Raw genomic sequence first — 19,697 nt, 5'->3', positions numbered from 1 at the left:
GAAAATGCGATAGACGCAGTCGGGTCTGTTGTCAGCGGTGAATCTGTCGATGAGTTTATTCCGGTTGAACTGCAGATGGTCACGGAATAGCTGCTGTACGAGGAACCGGTCACTTCATTTAGGGGAGGTGACCGGTTTTTTTGGTAATATAAGAAATTATAAAATTTGGCTCTACGAATGCTTTATCAAAAATTGCCACGTCCGGCTCCAGCGCTAAAGCTGTAGCGTGACTTCCTTCACCTCCGTCCGATAAGTCAACAGCGATTCACTTACGTTCATCGTGTTTCCTTTATCTCCTGCGGCCAGTGGGGCAGATCGGCTAAAACCGCCGCGATGCGCGGCAACGCCGACCCACCTGCGACGCGCAGGCGCAGTCCGTACGTCGCTAAATGGGCGCTTGCGCCTTGGTTCTTAAACAGAGGATATGGTAGGATTAGAACCACATTAATGTACGAAAAGGAAGATACCAATGGCGAAACAAGCAGTACCGGTTAAAAAGAATCAGACCGTCACACTTCAGTTTGAGGATTTGACCCATGAAGGAAGCGGTGTCGGGAAAATCAATGGCTATCCGTTATTTGTCCCTTATGCGCTGCCGGGCGAAGAAGGCGAAGTGAAGGTCGTTAAAGTCAATAAAAATTTCGGGTTCGGAAAACTGCTCAACGTGACCAAATCCAGTGGGGAGCGTGTTGAGCCGCCGTGTGATGTGTATTATAAATGTGGCGGATGCCAGCTGCAGCATATGAGCTACGACATGCAGCTGGATATGAAGCATGAACAGGTCAGGAATGCGATGCGGAAAATCGCTCACCTGGAAGACGTGCCGGTCCACCCGATCATTCGCATGGACGATCCATGGCGTTACCGCAATAAGGTGCAGATGCCTGTCGGGGAAAAAGAGGACGGTGAGCTAAAAACCGGTTTTTATCAAAAACGGAGCCACCGCATCATTGAGGGAATGGAAACGTGCAATATCCAGGACGAAGTGAATGATCGCATGGTAGAAGCCGTGCGTCGAATAGCTGACCGATTTGGCATCCCTGCTTATGATGAACAAAATGATACCGGTGTGTTAAGACATATTGTCGTCCGTACGGGTGAGGTGACAAAGGATACGATGATCGTTATCATTACACGAACACCTGATTTGCCGCACCAGGATGAGTTGGTCAAGGAACTGATCAAGACTTATCCGCATATCAAATCGATCGTCCATAATATCAATGACCAGAAGACAAATTCCATATGGGGCAAAACATCAAAGGCTATCTGGGGAGAAGACTATATTTATGACAAAATTGGTGACATTAAGTTTGCCATATCCGCTAAGTCTTTTTATCAGGTTAATCCGCCCCAGACAAAAAAACTGTATGACAAAGCTTTGGAATATGCCCGGATCGGGAGCAATGATACGGTGGTCGATGCCTACTGTGGAATTGGCAGTATTTCTTTGTTTTTGGCACAGGAAGCCAAAAAAGTTTACGGTGTGGAAGTCGTCCCGGAAGCGATTGATGATGCGAAAAAAAATGCCAAATTGAATAGTTTTACCAATGCCGAATTCTACGTCGGCGAAGCGGAAAAAGTGATGCCATGGTGGACCGGCCAGGGAATGCGCCCGGACGTGATTGTCGTGGATCCGCCCCGCAAAGGCTGCGATGAGGAACTGCTGAAAGCAATGCTTGGCATGGAGCCGAAGCGGATTGTTTATGTCTCATGCAACCCATCGACACTTGCCCGCGATCTGCGTATCCTGGAAGATGGCGGCTATGCCACACAGGAAGTCCAGCCGGTTGACATGTTCCCGCAGACACATCATGTTGAAGCGGTGTGCTGGCTGGAGAAGAAAGTTGTCTAATAAAAAATAATCTTCCCAGTTAAAATAAACAATTCCGGTCAATTTGATAAAAAGTACTCAAGCATGGTATAAGTGTAAAAGGATCAGAGAAATATTGTTTTCATGATGAGAGGATTTTAAATTTGGATATGAAAGATAATTTTTGGCGTCATTTACCACGTCCGTTTTTTGTACTGGCACCAATGGAAGATGTGACGGATGTTGTTTTTCGCCATGTAGTTAGTGAAGCAGCCAGACCTGATGTGTTTTTTACAGAGTTTACAAACACAGAAAGTTATTGCCACCCTGAGGGGATCTATAGTGTACGAGGGCGTTTGACTTTTTCAGAAGATGAACAACCAATAGTGGCTCATATATGGGGTGATAGCCCTGAAAACTTTAGAGAAATGAGTATTGGTATGGCGGAACAGGGATTTAGAGGTGTGGATATCAATATGGGGTGTCCCGCACCTAATGTGGCACCTAAGGGCAAGGGATGCGGTCTTATCCGCCGTCCGGAAGTTGCAGCAGATCTAATACAAGCAGCAAAAGCAGGAGGACTGCCCGTTAGTGTGAAAACACGGCTTGGTTATACTGATGTAGATGAATGGCACGACTGGCTGACACACTTATTCAAACAAGACATCGCTAATCTTTCCATTCACCTTAGAACAAAAAAGGAAATGAGCAAGGTAGATGCTCATTGGGAACTGATACCGGAAATTAAAAAACTTCGTGATCATGTGGCGCCAGATACACTTCTGACAATCAATGGCGATATTGCCGACCGTCAAATTGGCTTGAAGCTCGCTCATCAATACGGTGTTGATGGGGTTATGATAGGGCGTGGTGTTTTTAAAAATCCATTTGCGTTTGAAAAAGAGCTGACAGAACATAGCAGTAAGGAATTGGTTGATCTCTTAAGGTTACAGCTTGATCTCCATGATAAATATTCAAAAGAATTTGAGCCACGTCCATTTAAACCTCTTTGTCGCTTTTTTAAGATATATGTCCGCGGGTTTCGAGGAGCGAATGAATTAAGAAGTCAATTGATGATGACAGAGTCAACAGATGAAGTGCGTGCATTGCTCGATAACTTTGGGTTGAAAGAGTGCTAAGGTAGGAGTGGACAGGAGAAGTGCCCCCGTTCAAGGAAAAGCGAAGCGGGGCATTAAACCTGTCCTTTTGTCTAATTTCAATGATTTTCCGGGTTCTCATAACCTTCAAACAATCCCCACACCTTTTTCAGACAGGGATTATTGACGCTTATATATTAAACAGGTTTACCTGGACGCTTACATAAAATGGATATTAATCAGAAATTAATTAGCGCTGTCTTTCCCAATAATTATTAGCAGCAGCTATTGTTTGAAAATTTATTGCGATGACTTGGGAAGCTGATATCAAACTCTTTGCGTTCTGTGAGTATTTAGGACGCAATTTTTTTCTGATTTTTTCAGATGGCTGGGTATATTGTACACCTTTCTGCGCAAGTGTAATGGCTAACTCAAACCCCTCCTGCGGTGTTTTGGTTTTTAAACTTTTAAGCCATTTTTCCATGGATTTCATCCCCTTTATAATTACTCATATATAATATATGCCCATTAAAATGGGAAGTTCATAAATCATAAGTTCACTTGGCTGCCCTCCGCATTGTTATACATTTTGGTTTGACATAAAAACAAAAATATATATAATTAAAATTGATTGAACAATTAATCAAAAAATTAGTCAAATAAATAAATGATGAGGTGCAAACTTTATGGAAGACAGACAATCCTTTATCGCAAATGCCAGGAGAGAACAAATCATAAAGGCAGCAATTGAGGTATTAAAAGAGATTGGCTATGTAAAAACGAGTCTGGCTAAAATAGCACAAAAAGCAAAGATAAGCACCGGCCTTATTTCTTACCATTTTTCTGGTAAAGAGGATCTGATGAATAATACATTAATGTATTTAGTTGAAAAAGAGTGGGTGTTTATTAATGAGCGTGTTGCACAAAAACAGTCTTCAACAGATAAATTAATCGCATTTATAGAAGCTGGTTTGGCTTATCAAGTAACAAACAAAACGAATAATATCGCTTTAATTGAAATCGTCTTTAATGCACGTACACCCGATGATACCCCATATTATTTGCTGGAAGATGATGAGGATGATATGAAACAAAGTCTATTACTGGACATTCTCAGCCAGGGACAAGAATCAAAGGAATTTACTAATTTTGACCCTCGGGTGATTACAACTGTAATTCAAGGGGCAATATCGGAATCCATGTTTACTTTCCAAAATAATATAAGCATAGAACAATATAATGAAAAACTGACAGAAAGTATCTTGAAAATCGTTAAATGATTTATCAAGCATTGAAAACGAAAGGAAAGTGTTTATGAGAAACGATGAAACATTTCTTGGTTATAGTAAGTATGAAAAAACGCTTATTATTTTAATTCCTATGACATTGGGAGGCTTGATTGGCTGGTTTATTCCGGTCATCGCCGGATGGTTGCTGAAACTACCTATAGTCCCTATGGAACGGCTGATTGAAATCATTGCATCATCAGAGAGTCTATGGTTTACAATTACCGCTGCCATTATCGGAATTATTGCTGGCATAGTGCTAGCATTTATTATTTTTCAAGAGAATCTTGAAATTAAGATTTCCGATCATCAGCTGCGATTAAAATTGGATAATAAGGTGGATACCTTTGATAAACAAGATATCTCAGCCATCTATATGGAAAATAAGCAATTCATTATACTTGGACAAAAAAACCAGGAAATATATAGAAGATTTCTAGAAACGAAAAAAGACACTGTTCGAGAAGCGTTGAATAGTTATCAATATCCCTGGTATGACGAAGATCCATTTAAAAACAAATATCAGCGATGGGTTTTGGGCCACCCTGATTTTCCTGAAAAGATCAATGCTTTATTGCATGCGCGGGAACACGCATTGAAAGAGGATAAAAAGAAAGATGCTGAATATCTGCGGGAGGATCTGGCTGAATTGGGAGCTGTTATCAAGGATGAGAAGAATGGTCAATATGTAAGACTTGCCGTATGATATGGAAAAATATATCAGTCTTTCATTTGGGGATGTGGAATTTATAGTGAAAGGTTGAATTGCTTGATTAAAGTGAGGGGGTATTTGATGAACATTGGTACTGAGTATTTAAAAGTTGTCCGGGAAAGATTTTATAAAGTTAAGGAACTTGGAGATGAGGCACTCAAACAATTTTCTGAAGATGAAATACACTGGTTTTTAAATGAATCTTCAAATAGCATTGCAGTTATCGTTAAGCACTTAAGCGGCAATATGACTTCAAGATGGACTGATTTTTTAACCACTGATGGTGAAAAAACAAGCAGAGAGCGTGATCAGGAATTTATTAATACCATATCGTCAAAACGGGAAATGATTTCAATCTGGGAAAAAGGCTGGAATTCTTTGTTTGGAACGATTAATGGATTAGATGGAGCGGATTTATTAAGAAATGTTGCTATACGCGGTGAAAACCATACGGTCATTGATGCGATTGAAAGACAACTGGCACATTATGCTTATCATGTCGGGCAAATCGTTTACATTGGCAAGCAACTTAAAAGTGAAGAGTGGGAAACCCTTAGTATTCCCAAAGGAAAGTCGGAAGAATATTTACAGCAGATGCTGAAAAAACATCAGGATTGATAGGGAATCATTGCGGAGAAAAAAACATTACAATGGTATGAACATTCCGGTCATATTATCACGCTTGGTGAAGACCGTGAACAGGTGTATGAGGATATTTATCAATTTCTCGAGTCATTTGAATGGGATTAGCAGACAGATAATGGTGATGGTACAAGGGACGTACTGCTGCAGGATCGCCGCCGCAAAAAATCGTAATCCTGGATTTCCTCAATTAATTCCTCGTCTGAAAAATTGTGCTGCAATCCGCATCACATTGTAGATTGCCCTCGCATGTCTGCACCCGGTTCGCAGCATCCCGGTCCGCGCAATATCGATAACCTGAAAATGCAAAACTCGGGACGTGACTGGTTATATTGTGTCATGTCCATTATGATAATGTCTGGCTGAACGGTATGGAGGTCTGTTTTAATACCTAATTGAAAAATATTTTGACACAAAACCAATCAGCCTTTATTATGATATATAATAAAACCAACTAAAATGATAGGGAAAGGGTGTTTTAAATGGATTCAGCTGCAAAAGTTCAACCGATAGATGATGTGAAGGATCCAATGCAGCAAAAAAACACTGATTTAAACAAACCGCAAATGCCATTGATCATTGGAGGTCTGATTGCCGGAGCGATTCTGCTGATTTACCTTATGGCAACACAGGACAGCGTACAGTCGTTATTGCTTGTGATCGGTCTTTTGCTTGGGTATACATTATTCCATGCCCGGTTTGGGTTCACATCGGCATTCCGCAGGCTGGCGTCTGTTGGAAATGGGAAGGCATTAAGATCGCACCTGTTAATGCTGGCGGTCGCTGTTACATTATTTGCACCGATTCTAGCTTTTGGGTACTCATTTTTTGGTGGCAGTGTTTCCGGTTATGTTTCACCGGTAGGCGTCAGTCTTTTAGTTGGTGCCTTTATGTTTGGTGTCGGTATGCAGCTGGGCGGCGGGTGTGCGTCCGGCACACTTTATGCAGTCGGCGGCGGACGCTCTGTCATGTTTATCACGCTATTATTCTTTATTGTTGGTGCAACAATTGGAGCACATCACCTGCCTTTCTGGACCGAAGACCTGCCGGCATTTGAGCCTGTTTCACTGGCAACATCGACAGGGTTTGGCTATGGTGGTGCCTGGATATTATCGATTGCATTGTTTAGTTTGATTGCCTGGATTACGCTGGTAGTGGAGAAAAAGAAACGACCGCCGAAAATGGCACCAAAACCCTCAACGAACGGCTGGAGGCGTATTTTTCGCGGTTCATGGCCATTGTTCGCGGCTGCGGCCGTATTAGCACTTCTTAATGCTTTAACACTGATGACGCGTGGAACGCCATGGGGCATTACGTCAGCTTTTGCCTTATGGGGATCAAAAGTTGCGCAATTCTTTGGGGTTGATGTCGCCAGTTGGGGATACTGGCAGGGTGCGAACGCAGCTGCGTTGGAATCATCAATTTTTGCTGATTCCACCACTGTTCTTAATCTCGGTGTTATCCTTGGTGCATTTCTTGCATCGGCTGCGGGCGGACTTTTTAAATTTTCAAAGATTAACGGCAAAAATGCCACTGCGTCAGTTATTGGCGGGTTGCTCATGGGCTATGGTGCGCGACTGGCATTCGGCTGCAATATCGGTGCCTACTTCGGCGGTATCGCATCATTCAGTCTGCACGGCTATATTTGGGGCATTATGGCGCTGGGAGGAACGTTCATAGCGCTCTACCTCAGACCTATGTTCGGGTTGTCCGTTCCAAAACCAAAAGACTCGTTTTGTTAAAAGGGCTGTCTTCTAAAAGGCAGCGAACTACCTAACAACAATCTTTAAATCTTAATAAATCCTCAATTAAGGCTGGTTCTAAGAAAGATCCGGTCTTTTTCTTATTCTATACATCGATATTTTAACTTTTGCCAAACTAAAGTTGACATATATAATAGTATTTTGTATAATCTAATTAAATTGTTCAAAATAAATAGAATAAATTGAACAAATTATACTGATCAAAATAAGGTTGGTGAATCATGGTGGCCGATAATGATAGTCAAAAAATTGAAGAGTCACGGGATATTCTTATAAGCGCAATTGCCCAGACGATGGTGATTTATGGTGTGACACCATCTGTGGGAAGGATTTATGGTGTGCTTTATTTTGCGGACAAACCGCTCAATCTTGATGAAATTAAAGATCAGGTTGCCATGAGCAAGGGAAGTGTCAGCACGGGATTAAGGGATCTTCTTGACACAGAAATGGTGATCAAAGTCTGGAAAAAAGGCGACCGTAAAGATCACTATATTGCCGAAAAAGACTTCTTCAAAAACTTTTTTGCTTTTTTTACCAAAATGCTGCGACAGGAAAGAAATATCATTTCAAGGGCGAATGAGCAAGTGGAGGGCACCCTGAAAGATATTGCAGTAAATGGTGATTCCGAAGAGGCGAAAGAAATGGCCCAGGGCGACCTCAAAGATATCGAACAAACCATGACCTACTTTGACTGGACACTCAGATTGGCAAATGCCATGGAATCAAGGGAGATATTTGAGCATTTTCCGAAATACAAAGGAGATGACAGCACTGGACAAGAGTAATGCAGCACTCGTATTAATCGATGTGCAAAAAGAAAGTGAATTTGGCATTGAGGGCGTGGATGCGGTTGTTAATAAGACGGAACAGCTGATTGCTGAATGCCGGAAAATTGGCATCCCGATCATATACACCCGGCACGTTAACCGTGAGGATAAGGTTGGCCTGTCAAATGAGGAACCTTTGACGGAAGATGGCAAACCGGTATTTTACAATGACGGGACCGATGCCGTGGAAATAATGGATCAGATCAAGCCTGAAGAAGGAGACATTGTAATTGATAAATATCGCTGGAGCAGTTTTTTTGATACAAGTTTAGATCTGATGCTCAGGAATATGGGAATCAAACATCTAATCATAGGTGGATTTGTCACGGACGGCTGTTTGATGACATCCGTGTTTGATGCTTACTTCCGTGATTATCAGGTGAATTTAATCAAGGATATTTGCGGCGCTACGAATGAAGGTGCACATATGGCATCGATCATGATGATGGCCAATTGGGTTTATGATCTCGCCATATTTGATACACCTGAAATGATTAAGAAACTTAACGGTGAATCACACAAGAACTGGGAAGCACCGTATCCTGATCAACTCCAGTTCACACCTGAAAACATGCGTCAGGTGTTTAAAGAATTAAACAAATAAATGCGTCATATCACGTCTTAGATTTTAATCAATAGAGGAGGACAAATAAGTGTTGAAGAGAATGAAGTTGTTGAGTAAGGCTGGTATTGTACTGCTATTGGTGATTTTGTCAGCTTGCGGCGGCAGCGGGAACACTGAAGATGAAGGCAATGAAGCCTCAGAAGAAGGTTCAAACAGTGACAGCGGAATGGAACTTGGTCAGGAAGAATTGACGATTCCTTACGTTGCATGGGCATCAGCTACAGCCAGCAACCATGTCATGGAAGTCGTACTGGAAGAAGCAGGTTATGACGTTACCTTGAAGCAAGTTAATTCCGGTGCAATGTATACAAGTGTTTCCGATGGGTCAGCAGATGCAACAATAAGCGTATGGCTGCCTCACACAGATGCGAGTTACTGGGAAAAGTATAAAAAGGATCTGGAGCATCTTGGGCCAAACCTGGAAGGGGCACCGCTTGGACTGGTTGTTCCGAAATATATGGATATTGAATCAATCGAAGACCTGAAAGAAAACAAAAATTCAGTCGGGGATAAAACGGAATATACGATCACAGGGATAGAACCTGGAGCCGGACAGATGAAACTGACGAAAGAGAAAGTAATGCCAAAATATGGGCTTGATGATTGGACATTGCAGGCAAGCTCTTCTCCGGCAATGGCGACATCATTGAGTGAGGCCATCGAAAATGAAGAACCAATTATCGTAACACTCTGGTCACCGCACTGGACTTTCTCAGAATTTGACTTAAAGTATCTTGAGGATCCAAAAAATATTTATGGCGATCCCGACAATATCAATACCATTGTCCGGAATGGCTTGAAAAAAGACGCTCCGAAGGCACACAAAATTCTTGACCAGTTTAAATGGACAAAAGATCAAATCGGAGAAGTAATGGTGAAAATCAACGATGGAATGGACCCTGCCAAAGCGGCTGAAGAATGGGTCAGCAATAACCAGGACACCGTTGATGAATGGACAAAAGGTGTTGAGTAATAATAAATATTGAATGAAAGAAGCAGAAGCCACATCACCATGGTTTCTGCTTTTCTGGTATAATAAAGTGAAACTTCATTCAGTGGGACGCTTTTTCCCACTGAATGTTAGTTGAACCGAATCGGGCATTTAAGGACAGTTAGCCGCCGTACTTCGGCGGGTTACTGTCCATTAGATGCGGGGAAAAGTAGAAACTTCATTCAGTGGGGCGCTTTTTCCTCAACAAAATCGGGCATCTAAGGTCAGTTAGTCGTCATCCTTTGACGGGTTACTACCCATTATTATGGGGGATAAAACTGTTTTATTAAACAGCTGTCATAGAGAGAAGGGAGATTCATATGAGAAACCCAACATTCCACGACATTGAAACAATTGGACATGTTATTGATGAGAATGTACAGTACATTCATTATCATTATCCGGAAATGCTGATCAGGTATGACAGTAATTTTATCGATTTTAAACAAATGCCTTCGCTGGAAGAATTCAAACAGACAGAGACATTTTTAAAAGATTTCCATCAGAAGCACAATCAGACGCATTTAAAATTTGAGTTTCCAGAAAATGAAAAACCGAGGCCGGGGCTGCAAAAGTATTTTGAGAATAATGGCTATGATATTGGGTTGATGGAATTATATGCCATCCAGCCAAACGATTTCCCGGCACAGCAGGAAAACCCGGATATCCGGGTTGAGGAAGTGACTGAAGGCAATTTAAATGATTTCATTAGTCTGCAATATGAAACTGATAAGCAAAACGGGGAAACGTTTGCCAATGAAAAGATGAAACTGAATCAAAAGCAGTTTGCCGATGAAAACTATATGAAGGTGCTTGCTTACTATAAAGGAGAAACTGCAGGAACGATGAACGTGATTCTCTCAGATGATTTTGTGGAAATTGATGACCTGTCCGTCCGGGAGGCGCGTCGGCGAAAAGGAATCGGCGGGCAATTGCAGCAGTTTATCATGGACGGGTTTCAAGGTCGGACGATTATCCTGGTTGCTGACGGTGAGGATACAGCGCGGGAGATGTATCAGCGGCAAAATTATCAGTATTTGGGGTTTAAATATGAGGCACAGCGGATTGATTCGGATGACATTTTTGTGAAATCACGCATGCAAGTATGAAACATGATATAATACCTACTGTGTTCAATGGTGAATGAAATTCCAAAGAAGCAGCAAACTGAAGTTATAGAGGATGTTCAAAAAGTCAGGTGAAAGTGATCGAAACTGCCTTCCCGGTCTTTTTATCCTCCTTTTTTGAACACGCACCTGTAGTTCATTCTGCTTACAAAAACGGTACCAAACTATTACAATATATAAAGAGGTATTTTTTATTTGTTATCCGGCATGTAATGGTCGGTACCCGCCAAAAGAAGGCGGCTGACTGTCCGCAAGTGCCTGAATGTTTACTGAGAGGATGAATAGGATGAGCAGGCAAATTGTCACCTCATCAGATATAAATCGTACTGATTTTGCATCAGAGAAAGACAACCAAACATCAATTGTGGCGGACCTGAAACTACTTTTTAAAATCCCGGTGCTGATTGCCAATGCTGTACCGGTTTTTGCAGGGTTTTGGCTTGCCGTCTATTTTACAGAAGCGTCCTTTGCGGCGAATTTTGGTATATTTTTGCTGACGATTATCGGCAGCACGCTCGTGATGGCCGGTGCACTTGTTTTCAATAACTGGTACGATGTCGATATTGATACCGTAATGGACAGAACAAAAGCACGGCCGACCGTTACCGGCAATATCGGGCTCCGGACCGTTCTGTGGATAGGAATGGCAACAAGCATCATAGGTCTGGTTATGTTAGCCTTTACAACGTTAGAAGCAGTCATTTATGCGCTTATCGGGTGGTTCACTTATGTCGTGCTGTACACGCTGTGGGCAAAACGCCGTTATACGCTGAACACAGTCATCGGCAGCATTTCCGGTGCAGTGACGCCGTTAATAGGCTGGTCAGCCCTTGCCCCGGCATCTAATATTGTTCCGATTGTACTGGCACTGATTATTTTCATTTGGCAAATGCCGCATACATTTGCGATTGCCATACGAAAATATGATGAGTACAAGGCGGCTGACGTTGCGATGCTGCCGGTTGTCCATGGCATGGAAATCACGAAGCGGCAAATGGTTGTTTATATCGCATGCCTTCTGCCGCTGCCGTTTTATCTGTTTTCTCTTGGCACAGCATTTGTTATCATTTCAACACTTCTTAATATCGGATATTTTGCCTTGGCGATTAACGGTCTGTTTGCCAAAGATACCCGGAAATGGGCGGATAAAATGTTTATGGTATCGGTGAACTATTTAATGATTATTTTTGTGGCCGCGATTATTGCTACAGCTCCATGGTTCGGGTAAGGATGGAAGATTATTTTGTTATAAAACGGGAATAATGTAATCAACATTGATTTTGTTGAGCATTTTGAGGAGGTAATCTTTATGGCAGATATCAAAAAAGGTGACCACAAGTTTTATATCGGCGACGATGAGCAAAATCCAAAAGCAGAAATCACATTTAAGGAAATCGGCGAGCATGTGCTGAATGTTGACCATACGTATGTTTCCGAAGAACTTCGCGGTGAAGGCGTCGGCGGCAAGCTTGTCGGAAGAATGGTCGAACACGCACGCAGCGAAGGGAAGAAAATAGACCCGACATGTTCTTACACTAAGAAGAAAATGGAGGAAACATCTGAATACCGGGATGTACTCGCCTGATAACAGGCATCGTCAAAATGAATTGCAAAATTCGCCAGGGTTACACTTCCCTGGCTTTTTTTATATAATATATTATAAGTCAGTCGGAAGAGGGACAAACCATGCAAAAAGTGGCAAAAATCATTTATGAAAGCATCATGATATTACTCGTGATGCTCACAATCATAACTATTTGGTCGGATGACACGTATAACTCGACAGTAAGCTGGATTGTCTGGGCTGTGTTTTTTGCTGATTTTACCGTCCGTTTTATCATATCGGGTTCGAAGTGGGATTTTATCAAACAAAATCCGTTTCTTATCATTGCTATTATCCCGTTTGATCAGTTTTTTCAGATGGCCAGAATCGTACGGTTAATCTATTTTTTCCGGATAAAAACAATTACAAAATATTATGTTGTGCCCTTTGTTGAAAAACTGACATTTCAATCGAAGTCGCTGATTTTGTCCATTATCCTGTTTTTGCTGCTTGCAGAAGGCATTCTTATCTGGATAATTGAGAGTTCTGCCGAGACTTATTTTGATGCATTGTTCGTGGTCTTCGGCTATTTGCTCTTTTTTGGCCATAGGGTGTTTGAGATTAACCAGTCTATGTCAGTCTGGACATTGACAGTGGTCTCCGTTCTTGGTATTGCCATTCAGGGGCTTGCACTGCAGTGGGTGTTTAATCGCATTGATGTCATTTATAAACGGTTTAAAAGTAAGCGTGGACCGGATTCAGATGAACGACAGGAAGCCAAAAATTGAATGGATAATCTATAGCGGTGCGCTGTAGTTGAACTAAGAATCGCTGTAGCTTTCTATATAATCGTTATAGTTTCTCAAAGCCAGCTCTGTTTTTTATTAAATTCATATTCTAATCCGAGGGCGCCAAATAAACATTCCCGGCAAAATACGAAAAGACCTGCCCCTAAATGTAACGGGTTCAGTTTAGGGAGAGAAAATACAAAATAGCATAAATTTCAGGGATATAAATCACAAGTGATTTATATCCCCTTTTTTATTGATATGACAATGCTTGATTCAACTTATACTACGAAATAACATACCAAATAACATACGAATTATCAGATGTACATAAATTTATGTACCCTTGTTAAATTGTCTGCCAAAATGCTTGTTCTTTGGATGTGGTAAATATGGTGTTAATTTATAAAAAGTTACATAAAATTTCCGATTTTTTAGAAGGTGCGAATTCATTATGTTAAAATATTCGTATACAACAAACGGGCCATATTGCGGAAGATCAACTTCTTTTAAAACAAAGCGAAAATATATGCTTATAATGATTTTTGCAGAATTTTCGAACTCATTCATGGAATAGATGAGTAATTTGTTGTTGCATATATAAGCATATGCTTATATACTAATGATGCGAGGTGTTGCTCATGGAAAAAACAATAATTGAATTGGAAAATGCCGCCCAAACGTTAAAACTGCTAGGTGATAAAAACCGCTTAACGATTTTGGGATTAGTAAGAGAAGGGGAATGTTGTGTATGCGAATTTGTTGAAGTCCTGCAAATGAGTCAGCCGGCCATTAGCCAGCACTTAAGGAAACTGAGGGATGCCGGTATTGTAAAAGAACAGCGAAAAGGACAATGGATTTTTTACTCATTAAATACTTCCCATACCACATATCCAATCATTCAACAGGTATTAGAACAAATACCTGATCAGAAAGAGAAATTACGTGCACTGGAGGATGCTGGATTACGTATTCAGTGCTGCTAGTAGGGGGATTCATTTGAATTTAGCGATTGTAGCAACGATTATTTTTGTACTTACGCTTGTATTAGTTATTTGGCAGCCAAAAAACCTGGGAATTGGCTGGTCCGCTTGTGGGGGAGCAATTTTAGCGTTAATAGCAGGTGTGGTTAACTTTCAAGATGTATTAGCCGTAACGGACATTGTTTGGAACGCCACATTGGCCTTTGTAGCGATTATTATTATTTCACTCATACTTGATGAAATTGGCTTTTTTGAATGGGCTGCCTTACATATGGCTCGAATAGCCAAAGGTAACGGAAAGAAAATGTTTGTTTACGTGATTCTACTGGGTGCTGTTGTTGCCGCCCTTTTTGCCAATGACGGAGCTGCGCTAATTCTCACGCCGATCGTACTCGCGATGGTAAGAAACTTAAACTTTAAAGAAAAGATGATTCTGCCATTCATTATGGCGAGTGGTTTTATCGCGGATACTGCCTCGCTGCCGCTTGTTGTGAGTAACTTGGTTAACATCGTTTCAGCAGACTTCTTTGGAATTGGGTTTATTGAATACGCGACACGGATGGTTGTTCCAAACCTCTTTTCGATCGGTGCAAGTATTCTGGTGCTCTATCTGTTCTTTAGGAAAAGTATTCCGGAAGATTATGATGTAAATCAACTGGAAGAACCAAAGCAAGCAATCAAGGATCTTAAAATGTTTCGCTTGTCCTGGGGCGTACTTGCGATACTACTGGTTGGGTATTTTGCAAGTCAACCATTGGAAATCCCTGTCTCAATTATAGCGGGTATTGTTGCGATCTTCTTCCTAATAATGGCTAGAAGAAGTTCTGCGGTAGAGACTGTTAAAGTCGTAAAAGGAGCGCCATGGGATATTGTCTTTTTCTCTGTAGGAATGTATGTCGTCGTTTATGGGTTACGTAATGTCGGATTAACCGATGTGCTGGCTAATGTTATTCAGTCTGCGGCAGAGCAGGGGCTATTTGTTGCCACAATCTCAATGGGATTCATTGCGGCATTTTTATCATCGATCATGAACAATATGCCAACCGTTATGATTGATGCATTGGCAATTGCTGAAACAAATACATCGGGGGTTATGAAAGAAGCGTTAATCTATGCGAACGTCATTGGATCTGATTTAGGTCCAAAAATTACGCCAATTGGATCGTTAGCGACATTACTATGGCTTCATGTTCTTTCAACAAAAGGATTTAAAATTTCCTGGGGATATTATTTTAAAGTGGGTATCATTTTAACGATTCCCACATTGTTTATTACGTTAACAGGATTATATGTTTGGTTGTGGCTTATTTTATAATATGGTTTTAGCTTAGTATGATATCTTTCCTTGGAGAAATAAGTAAGCAAATGAAAAGGAGAATAACTCACATGTCTAAAAAAACAATTTACTTTTTATGTACTGGGAACTCTTGCAGAAGCCAAATAGCGGAAGGCTGGGCGAAAAAGTATTTAAGCGACGAATGGGACGTGAAAAGTGCAGGGATTGAAGCACATGGTTTAAATCCAAGTGCAGTTAAAGCAATGAATGAAGTTAATATTGACATCTCGGATCAAAAATCAGAAATGATTGATCCGGAAGTTTTAAATAATGCAGCTATGGCTGTTACGCTTTGTGGAGATGCGGCAGACAAATGTCCAATGACACCACCTCGTGTAAAGAGAGATCACTGGGGATTTGATGATCCTGCAAAAGCAAAGGGAACAGATGAAGAAAAATGGGAAGAATTTCAACGTGTACGTGATGAAATTGGTGAGAGAATTAAACGTTTTGCTGAAACAGGAGAATGAACATCAGAGAACCCATGAGAAGTCTCATGGCTTTTCTGCAAGCTATAACATAAGGATGAGGAAATGTATAGACATGAAGAGAGTTGAAATCTATGATCCGGCAATGTGTTGTTCTACAGGAGTTAGTGGTCCGAGTACATCCGAGATACATGTGAAAATCATGTTTAATTGGGACGATACCAACACTTTAGCCAATTCGAAAGTAAAAGAACGATGGATAAATCAACTTTATTTGATGTAACGGTTGCAATTTCATTTTATGTATAATATACTGTTCGTAAATCAAAAAAAATTGATTTATTCGTTGGAGGTGGAATAATGGAATTAATTAAAAATGTAAATGAATTAGGCGAAGATGAGGCACTTGATTTTTATGAAAATATGTTTAATGCTTTAGCTGATAAAATTCGACTTAAAATTATAAATGAAATCAGTAAAAGTCCGAGTAAGTATTTATGTGTATGTGATTTAGAAGAAAAATTGGACTTAAAACAATCCAAACTTTCCTATCACCTAAAGAAATTAGTCAAAGCCAATATTCTTTTACCCGAAAAACATGGAACTTGGAACTATTATCGAATTAATGAAGGACAAATACAGGTTGTTTTATCTGAGGGTACTTGTTGCAAAATTTTTTAACAGGAGGCACCTTTGTTATTTTGCCAAATGCATCAAAAATTATTGATTAATATATCAAAAAAAGTCGATATACTTAGGTGAGGAGTTTTAATTATGACAGATTCAATTATGGAGTTTATAAAAACATTCCTAATGCTATCTGCTGAATTGCTCGCTTTATTTATTGTAGTAAGTTTTATTGTGAGTTTAATCCAGCAAGTTGTATCGGAAGAAAAAATCAAAAGGTTCTTAAACCGGCCAAACAAAGCTGTTAATTATATTCTCGGTACATTCTTTGGTGCAATTACACCATTTTGTTCCTGTTCAACGATACCTATACTTGCAGGCTTATTAAATTCAAAAGTACCATTTGGTCCTTCAATGAGTTTTTTAATTGCTTCACCATTAATGAACCCGGTTATGATTTTTATGCTTTGGGCACTTTTAGGTTGGAAAATTGCCCTCATATATTTTGTTGTGCTAAGTATTTTTAGTGTTTTAACAGGATTTGTATTTTCTAAACTTAATTTTGCGGAAACATATAAAAGTGTAACCGTTAAAGGTGATGGCTTTTTTAGTAATAAACAAGGTTCTAGGGTTAAGCAAGCTCTAAATGATGCATGGGCATTTCTTTATCCAATGCTTCCATATTTAGTCATAGGGGTGTTTATTGGTGCATTTATTTATGGATTTATTCCGGCTGATTTCATTACAAAATACGCCAGTGGTGATGGAATATTTGCAGTAATGATTGCTTCAGTTATTGGTGTTCCAATGTACATTCGACCTGAAACTATGTTGCCCATTGCAGATGCTCTTGTATCAAAAGGTATGTCAATGGGAACTGTCATTGCGTTGGTCATCGGTGGTGCAGGTGCAAGCATTCCAGAAGTAGTTATGTTATCTAAGTTATTTAAAAAGAAGTTTTTAGTGGCTTTCACTTCAGCCATTTTAATCGTAGCTATAGGTACTGGTCTTATAATTAATTCAGTGTTTTAAATTTAAAATTAGTTATTGTAACTGTTAATGCAGCTATAATTATTCAAATTATCCTTTAGAGGAGGTGATATTCATGGCAGAGAAAAAGTCTGGTCTTAAAAAGTTGTTCTCTAAACCTAACCAAGACTGCTGCAGCGTTGAAATTGAAGAAGTCAAATCAACGGAAAGTGAAAGTTGCTGCGGACCTTCGGAGAAAAACAGTGAAGAACAACAGAAAGAGGCTTAACAATTAAAGAATTGTTAGGTATATTTAAACCGAAAGGGCTTCTCAAGCAAGCCCTTTCGGTTTAAAAAGGATGTCCTTGTACAGCAATACGATCGGGCGCAAGAATGGAACAAGGAATGTGTTCGCTCTTATGTTAAAATAAATGGAAATTTGAAGGGGAGTTATGCCAAGTATGTTTTTAACACATCCAGACTTTAAGGAGAAGTATATTGATTTTTACCAGGAGTGGAAGGAAAGCGGAGAAGAAATGATACCTTTCGTAATAAAAAAGGAACCAGATAACTTTCAGGCCATGCTTAATTATTTATCTGATTGTGAAAAGGGGTTAGAACCACCTGAAAGCTGGATACCAGAAAGCTCAACTTATTGGTTAGTAGATAGCCACGAATTGATTGGTGTCGTAAATATTCGTCACCGCTTAACTGAACCACTGGTTAATGCTGGCGGTCATATTGGATCCAGTATTAGACCTTCAAAAAGAAAACAGGGGTATGCTACCCAAATCCTCTCATTAGCCTTAGAAAAAGCAAGGGAATTAGAGTTAGAAAAAGTCCTTTTAGTTTGTAATTCGACTAATACAGCATCAAAAAAAGTTATAGTAAATAACGGGGGGGTAAGCGATTGGGATTATGTCGATGAGAGAAACGTCTTGAAAAGGTTTTGGATTAAACTCACATAAAACTTATCGCTATTAAAACGAGTGCTTTGGTTACATAGCTTTATACCGCAATCGGGCGCAGTTATCGAATAAGAGCTGTGCTCGTCTTGCTCATAAGGGCCAGATTGTGGCATAATAACGGGTTTTCTAAGGTGCTATAATTTACATACCAGACTTGACGAATAGAAAAATAAAATATTGGAGTTAAGGGGACATTAACGCTGTTAAACTACAGTGCTTAATGTCCTCAAATATTTTCTACAGAATAGTATTGGAGTCTTAAATCTGTATGGATTGGTCTGTAGTTATTTGTGCCAATTTCATGAATGAAATTCCATTTATTTCGAGTTGATGTTCAGTTTGATGTATGATAAGTTATACTTAACATACAAATCATACAAAACATACTTTTGGAGGGGAAATTATGACAAGACCTGAAGATAAACATGCTTGGACTGCAAAAATTGGATCAAAAGGACAAATCGTTATTCCGAAAGACGCTAGGGAAATTTTTAATTTCAAGCCCGGCGACAATGTGCTGCTTCTAGGAGATGAGAAACAAGGTATTGCTATTATGAGAAGTGATTTATACGATGAGCTAGTCGAAAAAGTGTTTGGTGAACAAGAACAGGATGAGGGGGATAACAAATGAACGGCATTGCTGTAAATGATTTGACTAAAAAGTTTAAAAAGCGATCAGCTGTGGACACTCTTCGTTTGTCTGTTAAAGAAGGAGAACTTTTTGGGCTGCTTGGTACAAACGGTGCCGGAAAAACAACAACGATAAAAATGTTGTCCTGTTTACTTGAACCAACAAGTGGAGACGCATTATTGATGGGGAACAGCATCATCAATGACCCGCAATCGGTCAAACGAATTATTAATGTTTCTCCACAGGAAACTGCTGTAGCTAAAAAAATATCTGTAAGAGAGAATTTAGAATTGATTTCTAGAATCTATGGTGATAGCCGCCAAGAAGCCATAAAAAAAACGGATGAGATGCTTTCCATTTTCGGACTAACCAAACGAGCAAAAGATAAGGCGGATTCACTACCGGTGGTATGCAACGTAAACTTAATATCGCTATGGGACTGATTACAAATCCAGAAATTTTATTTCTTGACGAGCCAACACTTGGGCTTGATGTAAGAGCAAGAAGAAATTTATGGAAAACCATCAACGGATTGAAAGGT

The 19,697-nt window shown here is 40.1% G+C and carries 24 protein-coding genes and 1 pseudogene; 24 read left to right on the top strand and 1 reads right to left on the bottom strand.

Annotated elements, in window-relative coordinates; translation table 11 throughout:
• Positions 1–469: 469 nt before the first annotated feature.
• A complete protein-coding gene (rlmD, locus tag VK097_RS14445; protein WP_324212504.1) occupies positions 470–1,855 on the top strand; it encodes a 23S rRNA (uracil(1939)-C(5))-methyltransferase RlmD in 1,386 nt (461 codons plus the stop codon).
• A gap of 128 nt (positions 1,856–1,983) precedes the next feature.
• Complete coding sequence (locus VK097_RS14440) at positions 1,984–2,952, top strand: tRNA dihydrouridine synthase (protein WP_324212505.1); 969 nt, start codon at positions 1,984–1,986, stop codon at positions 2,950–2,952.
• 208 nt (positions 2,953–3,160) lie between these two features.
• Here VK097_RS14440 and VK097_RS14435 read toward each other — a convergent pair whose 3' ends face one another.
• Positions 3,161–3,394: a hexameric tyrosine-coordinated heme protein gene (locus tag VK097_RS14435; RefSeq protein ID WP_324212503.1), complete on the bottom strand. Its 234-nt coding sequence runs from the start codon at positions 3,392–3,394 to the stop codon at positions 3,161–3,163.
• A gap of 202 nt (positions 3,395–3,596) precedes the next feature.
• On the opposite strand from VK097_RS14435, the gene VK097_RS14430 reads away from it, so the two are divergent.
• From VK097_RS14430 to VK097_RS15405, 22 genes and pseudogenes are all read left to right on the top strand, one after another.
• Positions 3,597–4,190, top strand: a complete 594-nt coding sequence (locus tag VK097_RS14430) for a TetR/AcrR family transcriptional regulator (RefSeq protein ID WP_324212502.1) — start codon at positions 3,597–3,599, stop codon at positions 4,188–4,190.
• Between the two features lie 34 nt (positions 4,191–4,224).
• On the top strand, positions 4,225–4,902 hold the full coding sequence (locus tag VK097_RS14425) for a YqeB family protein (RefSeq protein WP_324212501.1): 678 nt from the start codon (positions 4,225–4,227) through the stop codon (positions 4,900–4,902).
• 87 nt (positions 4,903–4,989) lie between these two features.
• Positions 4,990–5,526 (top strand): DUF1572 family protein, encoded by a 537-nt coding sequence (locus VK097_RS14420; protein ID WP_324212500.1) that lies wholly within the window; start codon positions 4,990–4,992, stop codon positions 5,524–5,526.
• Between the two features lie 506 nt (positions 5,527–6,032).
• Complete coding sequence (locus VK097_RS14415) at positions 6,033–7,292, top strand: YeeE/YedE family protein (RefSeq protein ID WP_324212499.1); 1,260 nt, start codon at positions 6,033–6,035, stop codon at positions 7,290–7,292.
• Between the two features lie 242 nt (positions 7,293–7,534).
• The gene (locus VK097_RS14410) at positions 7,535–8,098 is read left to right on the top strand and encodes a GbsR/MarR family transcriptional regulator (protein ID WP_324212498.1); all 564 of its coding nucleotides are present in this window, start codon (positions 7,535–7,537) and stop codon (positions 8,096–8,098) included.
• Positions 8,049–8,744, top strand: coding sequence for a cysteine hydrolase family protein (locus VK097_RS14405; protein ID WP_324212497.1), 696 nt, complete (start codon positions 8,049–8,051; stop codon positions 8,742–8,744). The genes VK097_RS14410 and VK097_RS14405 overlap by 50 nt, the downstream gene beginning before the upstream one ends.
• A gap of 49 nt (positions 8,745–8,793) precedes the next feature.
• Positions 8,794–9,738, top strand: coding sequence for a glycine betaine ABC transporter substrate-binding protein (locus VK097_RS14400; protein ID WP_324212496.1), 945 nt, complete (start codon positions 8,794–8,796; stop codon positions 9,736–9,738).
• Positions 9,739–10,076: 338 nt separating this feature from the next.
• Entirely contained in the window at positions 10,077–10,865 is a 789-nt protein-coding gene (locus VK097_RS14395; protein WP_324212495.1) for a GNAT family N-acetyltransferase, read from the top strand.
• A 304-nt stretch (positions 10,866–11,169) separates the two neighbouring features.
• Positions 11,170–12,111 (top strand): heme o synthase, encoded by a 942-nt coding sequence (gene cyoE / locus VK097_RS14390; RefSeq protein ID WP_324212494.1) that lies wholly within the window; start codon positions 11,170–11,172, stop codon positions 12,109–12,111.
• Positions 12,112–12,192: 81 nt separating this feature from the next.
• Positions 12,193–12,468: a GNAT family N-acetyltransferase gene (locus VK097_RS14385; RefSeq protein ID WP_324212493.1), complete on the top strand. Its 276-nt coding sequence runs from the start codon at positions 12,193–12,195 to the stop codon at positions 12,466–12,468.
• Between the two features lie 101 nt (positions 12,469–12,569).
• A complete protein-coding gene (locus tag VK097_RS14380; RefSeq protein ID WP_324212492.1) occupies positions 12,570–13,214 on the top strand; it encodes a transporter in 645 nt (214 codons plus the stop codon).
• A 641-nt stretch (positions 13,215–13,855) separates the two neighbouring features.
• Positions 13,856–14,200, top strand: coding sequence for an ArsR/SmtB family transcription factor (locus VK097_RS14375; RefSeq protein WP_324212491.1), 345 nt, complete (start codon positions 13,856–13,858; stop codon positions 14,198–14,200).
• A 13-nt stretch (positions 14,201–14,213) separates the two neighbouring features.
• Positions 14,214–15,512 carry an arsenic transporter gene (locus tag VK097_RS14370; RefSeq protein WP_324212490.1) on the top strand — a complete coding sequence of 433 codons (1,299 nt, stop codon included), beginning with the start codon at positions 14,214–14,216 and terminating at the stop codon, positions 15,510–15,512.
• A 71-nt stretch (positions 15,513–15,583) separates the two neighbouring features.
• Complete coding sequence (gene arsC / locus VK097_RS14365; RefSeq protein ID WP_324212489.1) at positions 15,584–16,003, top strand: arsenate reductase (thioredoxin); 420 nt, start codon at positions 15,584–15,586, stop codon at positions 16,001–16,003.
• Positions 15,894–16,244 carry an arsenic metallochaperone ArsD family protein gene (locus VK097_RS15490; protein WP_414672186.1) on the top strand — a complete coding sequence of 117 codons (351 nt, stop codon included), beginning with the start codon at positions 15,894–15,896 and terminating at the stop codon, positions 16,242–16,244. The genes arsC and VK097_RS15490 overlap by 110 nt, the downstream gene beginning before the upstream one ends.
• A 77-nt stretch (positions 16,245–16,321) precedes the next feature.
• Positions 16,322–16,642 (top strand): ArsR/SmtB family transcription factor, encoded by a 321-nt coding sequence (locus tag VK097_RS14360; protein ID WP_324212488.1) that lies wholly within the window; start codon positions 16,322–16,324, stop codon positions 16,640–16,642.
• A gap of 93 nt (positions 16,643–16,735) precedes the next feature.
• A complete protein-coding gene (locus VK097_RS14355; RefSeq protein ID WP_324212487.1) occupies positions 16,736–17,620 on the top strand; it encodes a permease in 885 nt (294 codons plus the stop codon).
• Positions 17,621–17,693: 73 nt separating this feature from the next.
• Positions 17,694–17,846 carry a hypothetical protein gene (locus tag VK097_RS14350; RefSeq protein WP_324212486.1) on the top strand — a complete coding sequence of 51 codons (153 nt, stop codon included), beginning with the start codon at positions 17,694–17,696 and terminating at the stop codon, positions 17,844–17,846.
• Positions 17,847–18,009: 163 nt separating this feature from the next.
• Positions 18,010–18,525 carry a GNAT family N-acetyltransferase gene (locus VK097_RS14345; RefSeq protein ID WP_324212485.1) on the top strand — a complete coding sequence of 172 codons (516 nt, stop codon included), beginning with the start codon at positions 18,010–18,012 and terminating at the stop codon, positions 18,523–18,525.
• A gap of 403 nt (positions 18,526–18,928) precedes the next feature.
• Complete coding sequence (locus VK097_RS14340; RefSeq protein WP_324212484.1) at positions 18,929–19,156, top strand: AbrB/MazE/SpoVT family DNA-binding domain-containing protein; 228 nt, start codon at positions 18,929–18,931, stop codon at positions 19,154–19,156.
• Complete coding sequence (locus VK097_RS14335; protein WP_324212483.1) at positions 19,153–19,599, top strand: ABC transporter ATP-binding protein; 447 nt, start codon at positions 19,153–19,155, stop codon at positions 19,597–19,599. The genes VK097_RS14340 and VK097_RS14335 overlap by 4 nt, the downstream gene beginning before the upstream one ends.
• A pseudogene (locus VK097_RS15405) lies at positions 19,566–19,697 on the top strand (ABC transporter ATP-binding protein); the annotation flags it as partial. The gene VK097_RS14335 and the pseudogene VK097_RS15405, both read left to right, overlap by 34 nt.

This window comes from Lentibacillus sp. (assembly GCF_035301675.1).
Lineage (GTDB): Bacteria > Bacillota > Bacilli > Bacillales > Amphibacillaceae > Lentibacillus.
The sequence above is the reverse complement of the archived record's forward strand: the minus strand, read 5'-3'. Positions and strand labels throughout refer to the sequence as shown.

Bases quoted from the DNA above. Each gene is read 5' to 3' on its own strand.
- rlmD (WP_324212504.1), top strand. From the start codon at position 470: ATGGCGAAACAAGCAGTACCGGTTAAAAAGAATCAGACCGTCACACTT.
- VK097_RS14440 (WP_324212505.1), top strand. From the start codon at position 1,984: ATGAAAGATAATTTTTGGCGTCATTTACCACGTCCGTTTTTTGTACTG.
- VK097_RS14435 (WP_324212503.1), bottom strand. From the start codon at position 3,394: ATGGAAAAATGGCTTAAAAGTTTAAAAACCAAAACACCGCAGGAGGGG.
- VK097_RS14430 (WP_324212502.1), top strand. From the start codon at position 3,597: ATGGAAGACAGACAATCCTTTATCGCAAATGCCAGGAGAGAACAAATC.
- VK097_RS14425 (WP_324212501.1), top strand. From the start codon at position 4,225: ATGAGAAACGATGAAACATTTCTTGGTTATAGTAAGTATGAAAAAACG.
- VK097_RS14420 (WP_324212500.1), top strand. From the start codon at position 4,990: ATGAACATTGGTACTGAGTATTTAAAAGTTGTCCGGGAAAGATTTTAT.
- VK097_RS14415 (WP_324212499.1), top strand. From the start codon at position 6,033: ATGGATTCAGCTGCAAAAGTTCAACCGATAGATGATGTGAAGGATCCA.
- VK097_RS14410 (WP_324212498.1), top strand. From the start codon at position 7,535: ATGGTGGCCGATAATGATAGTCAAAAAATTGAAGAGTCACGGGATATT.
- VK097_RS14395 (WP_324212495.1), top strand. From the start codon at position 10,077: ATGAGAAACCCAACATTCCACGACATTGAAACAATTGGACATGTTATT.
- cyoE (WP_324212494.1), top strand. From the start codon at position 11,170: ATGAGCAGGCAAATTGTCACCTCATCAGATATAAATCGTACTGATTTT.
- VK097_RS14385 (WP_324212493.1), top strand. From the start codon at position 12,193: ATGGCAGATATCAAAAAAGGTGACCACAAGTTTTATATCGGCGACGAT.
- VK097_RS14380 (WP_324212492.1), top strand. From the start codon at position 12,570: ATGCAAAAAGTGGCAAAAATCATTTATGAAAGCATCATGATATTACTC.
- VK097_RS14375 (WP_324212491.1), top strand. From the start codon at position 13,856: ATGGAAAAAACAATAATTGAATTGGAAAATGCCGCCCAAACGTTAAAA.
- arsC (WP_324212489.1), top strand. From the start codon at position 15,584: ATGTCTAAAAAAACAATTTACTTTTTATGTACTGGGAACTCTTGCAGA.
- VK097_RS15490 (WP_414672186.1), top strand. From the start codon at position 15,894: ATGATCCTGCAAAAGCAAAGGGAACAGATGAAGAAAAATGGGAAGAAT.
- VK097_RS14360 (WP_324212488.1), top strand. From the start codon at position 16,322: ATGGAATTAATTAAAAATGTAAATGAATTAGGCGAAGATGAGGCACTT.
- VK097_RS14355 (WP_324212487.1), top strand. From the start codon at position 16,736: ATGACAGATTCAATTATGGAGTTTATAAAAACATTCCTAATGCTATCT.
- VK097_RS14350 (WP_324212486.1), top strand. From the start codon at position 17,694: ATGGCAGAGAAAAAGTCTGGTCTTAAAAAGTTGTTCTCTAAACCTAAC.
- VK097_RS14345 (WP_324212485.1), top strand. From the start codon at position 18,010: ATGCCAAGTATGTTTTTAACACATCCAGACTTTAAGGAGAAGTATATT.
- VK097_RS14340 (WP_324212484.1), top strand. From the start codon at position 18,929: ATGACAAGACCTGAAGATAAACATGCTTGGACTGCAAAAATTGGATCA.
- VK097_RS14335 (WP_324212483.1), top strand. From the start codon at position 19,153: ATGAACGGCATTGCTGTAAATGATTTGACTAAAAAGTTTAAAAAGCGA.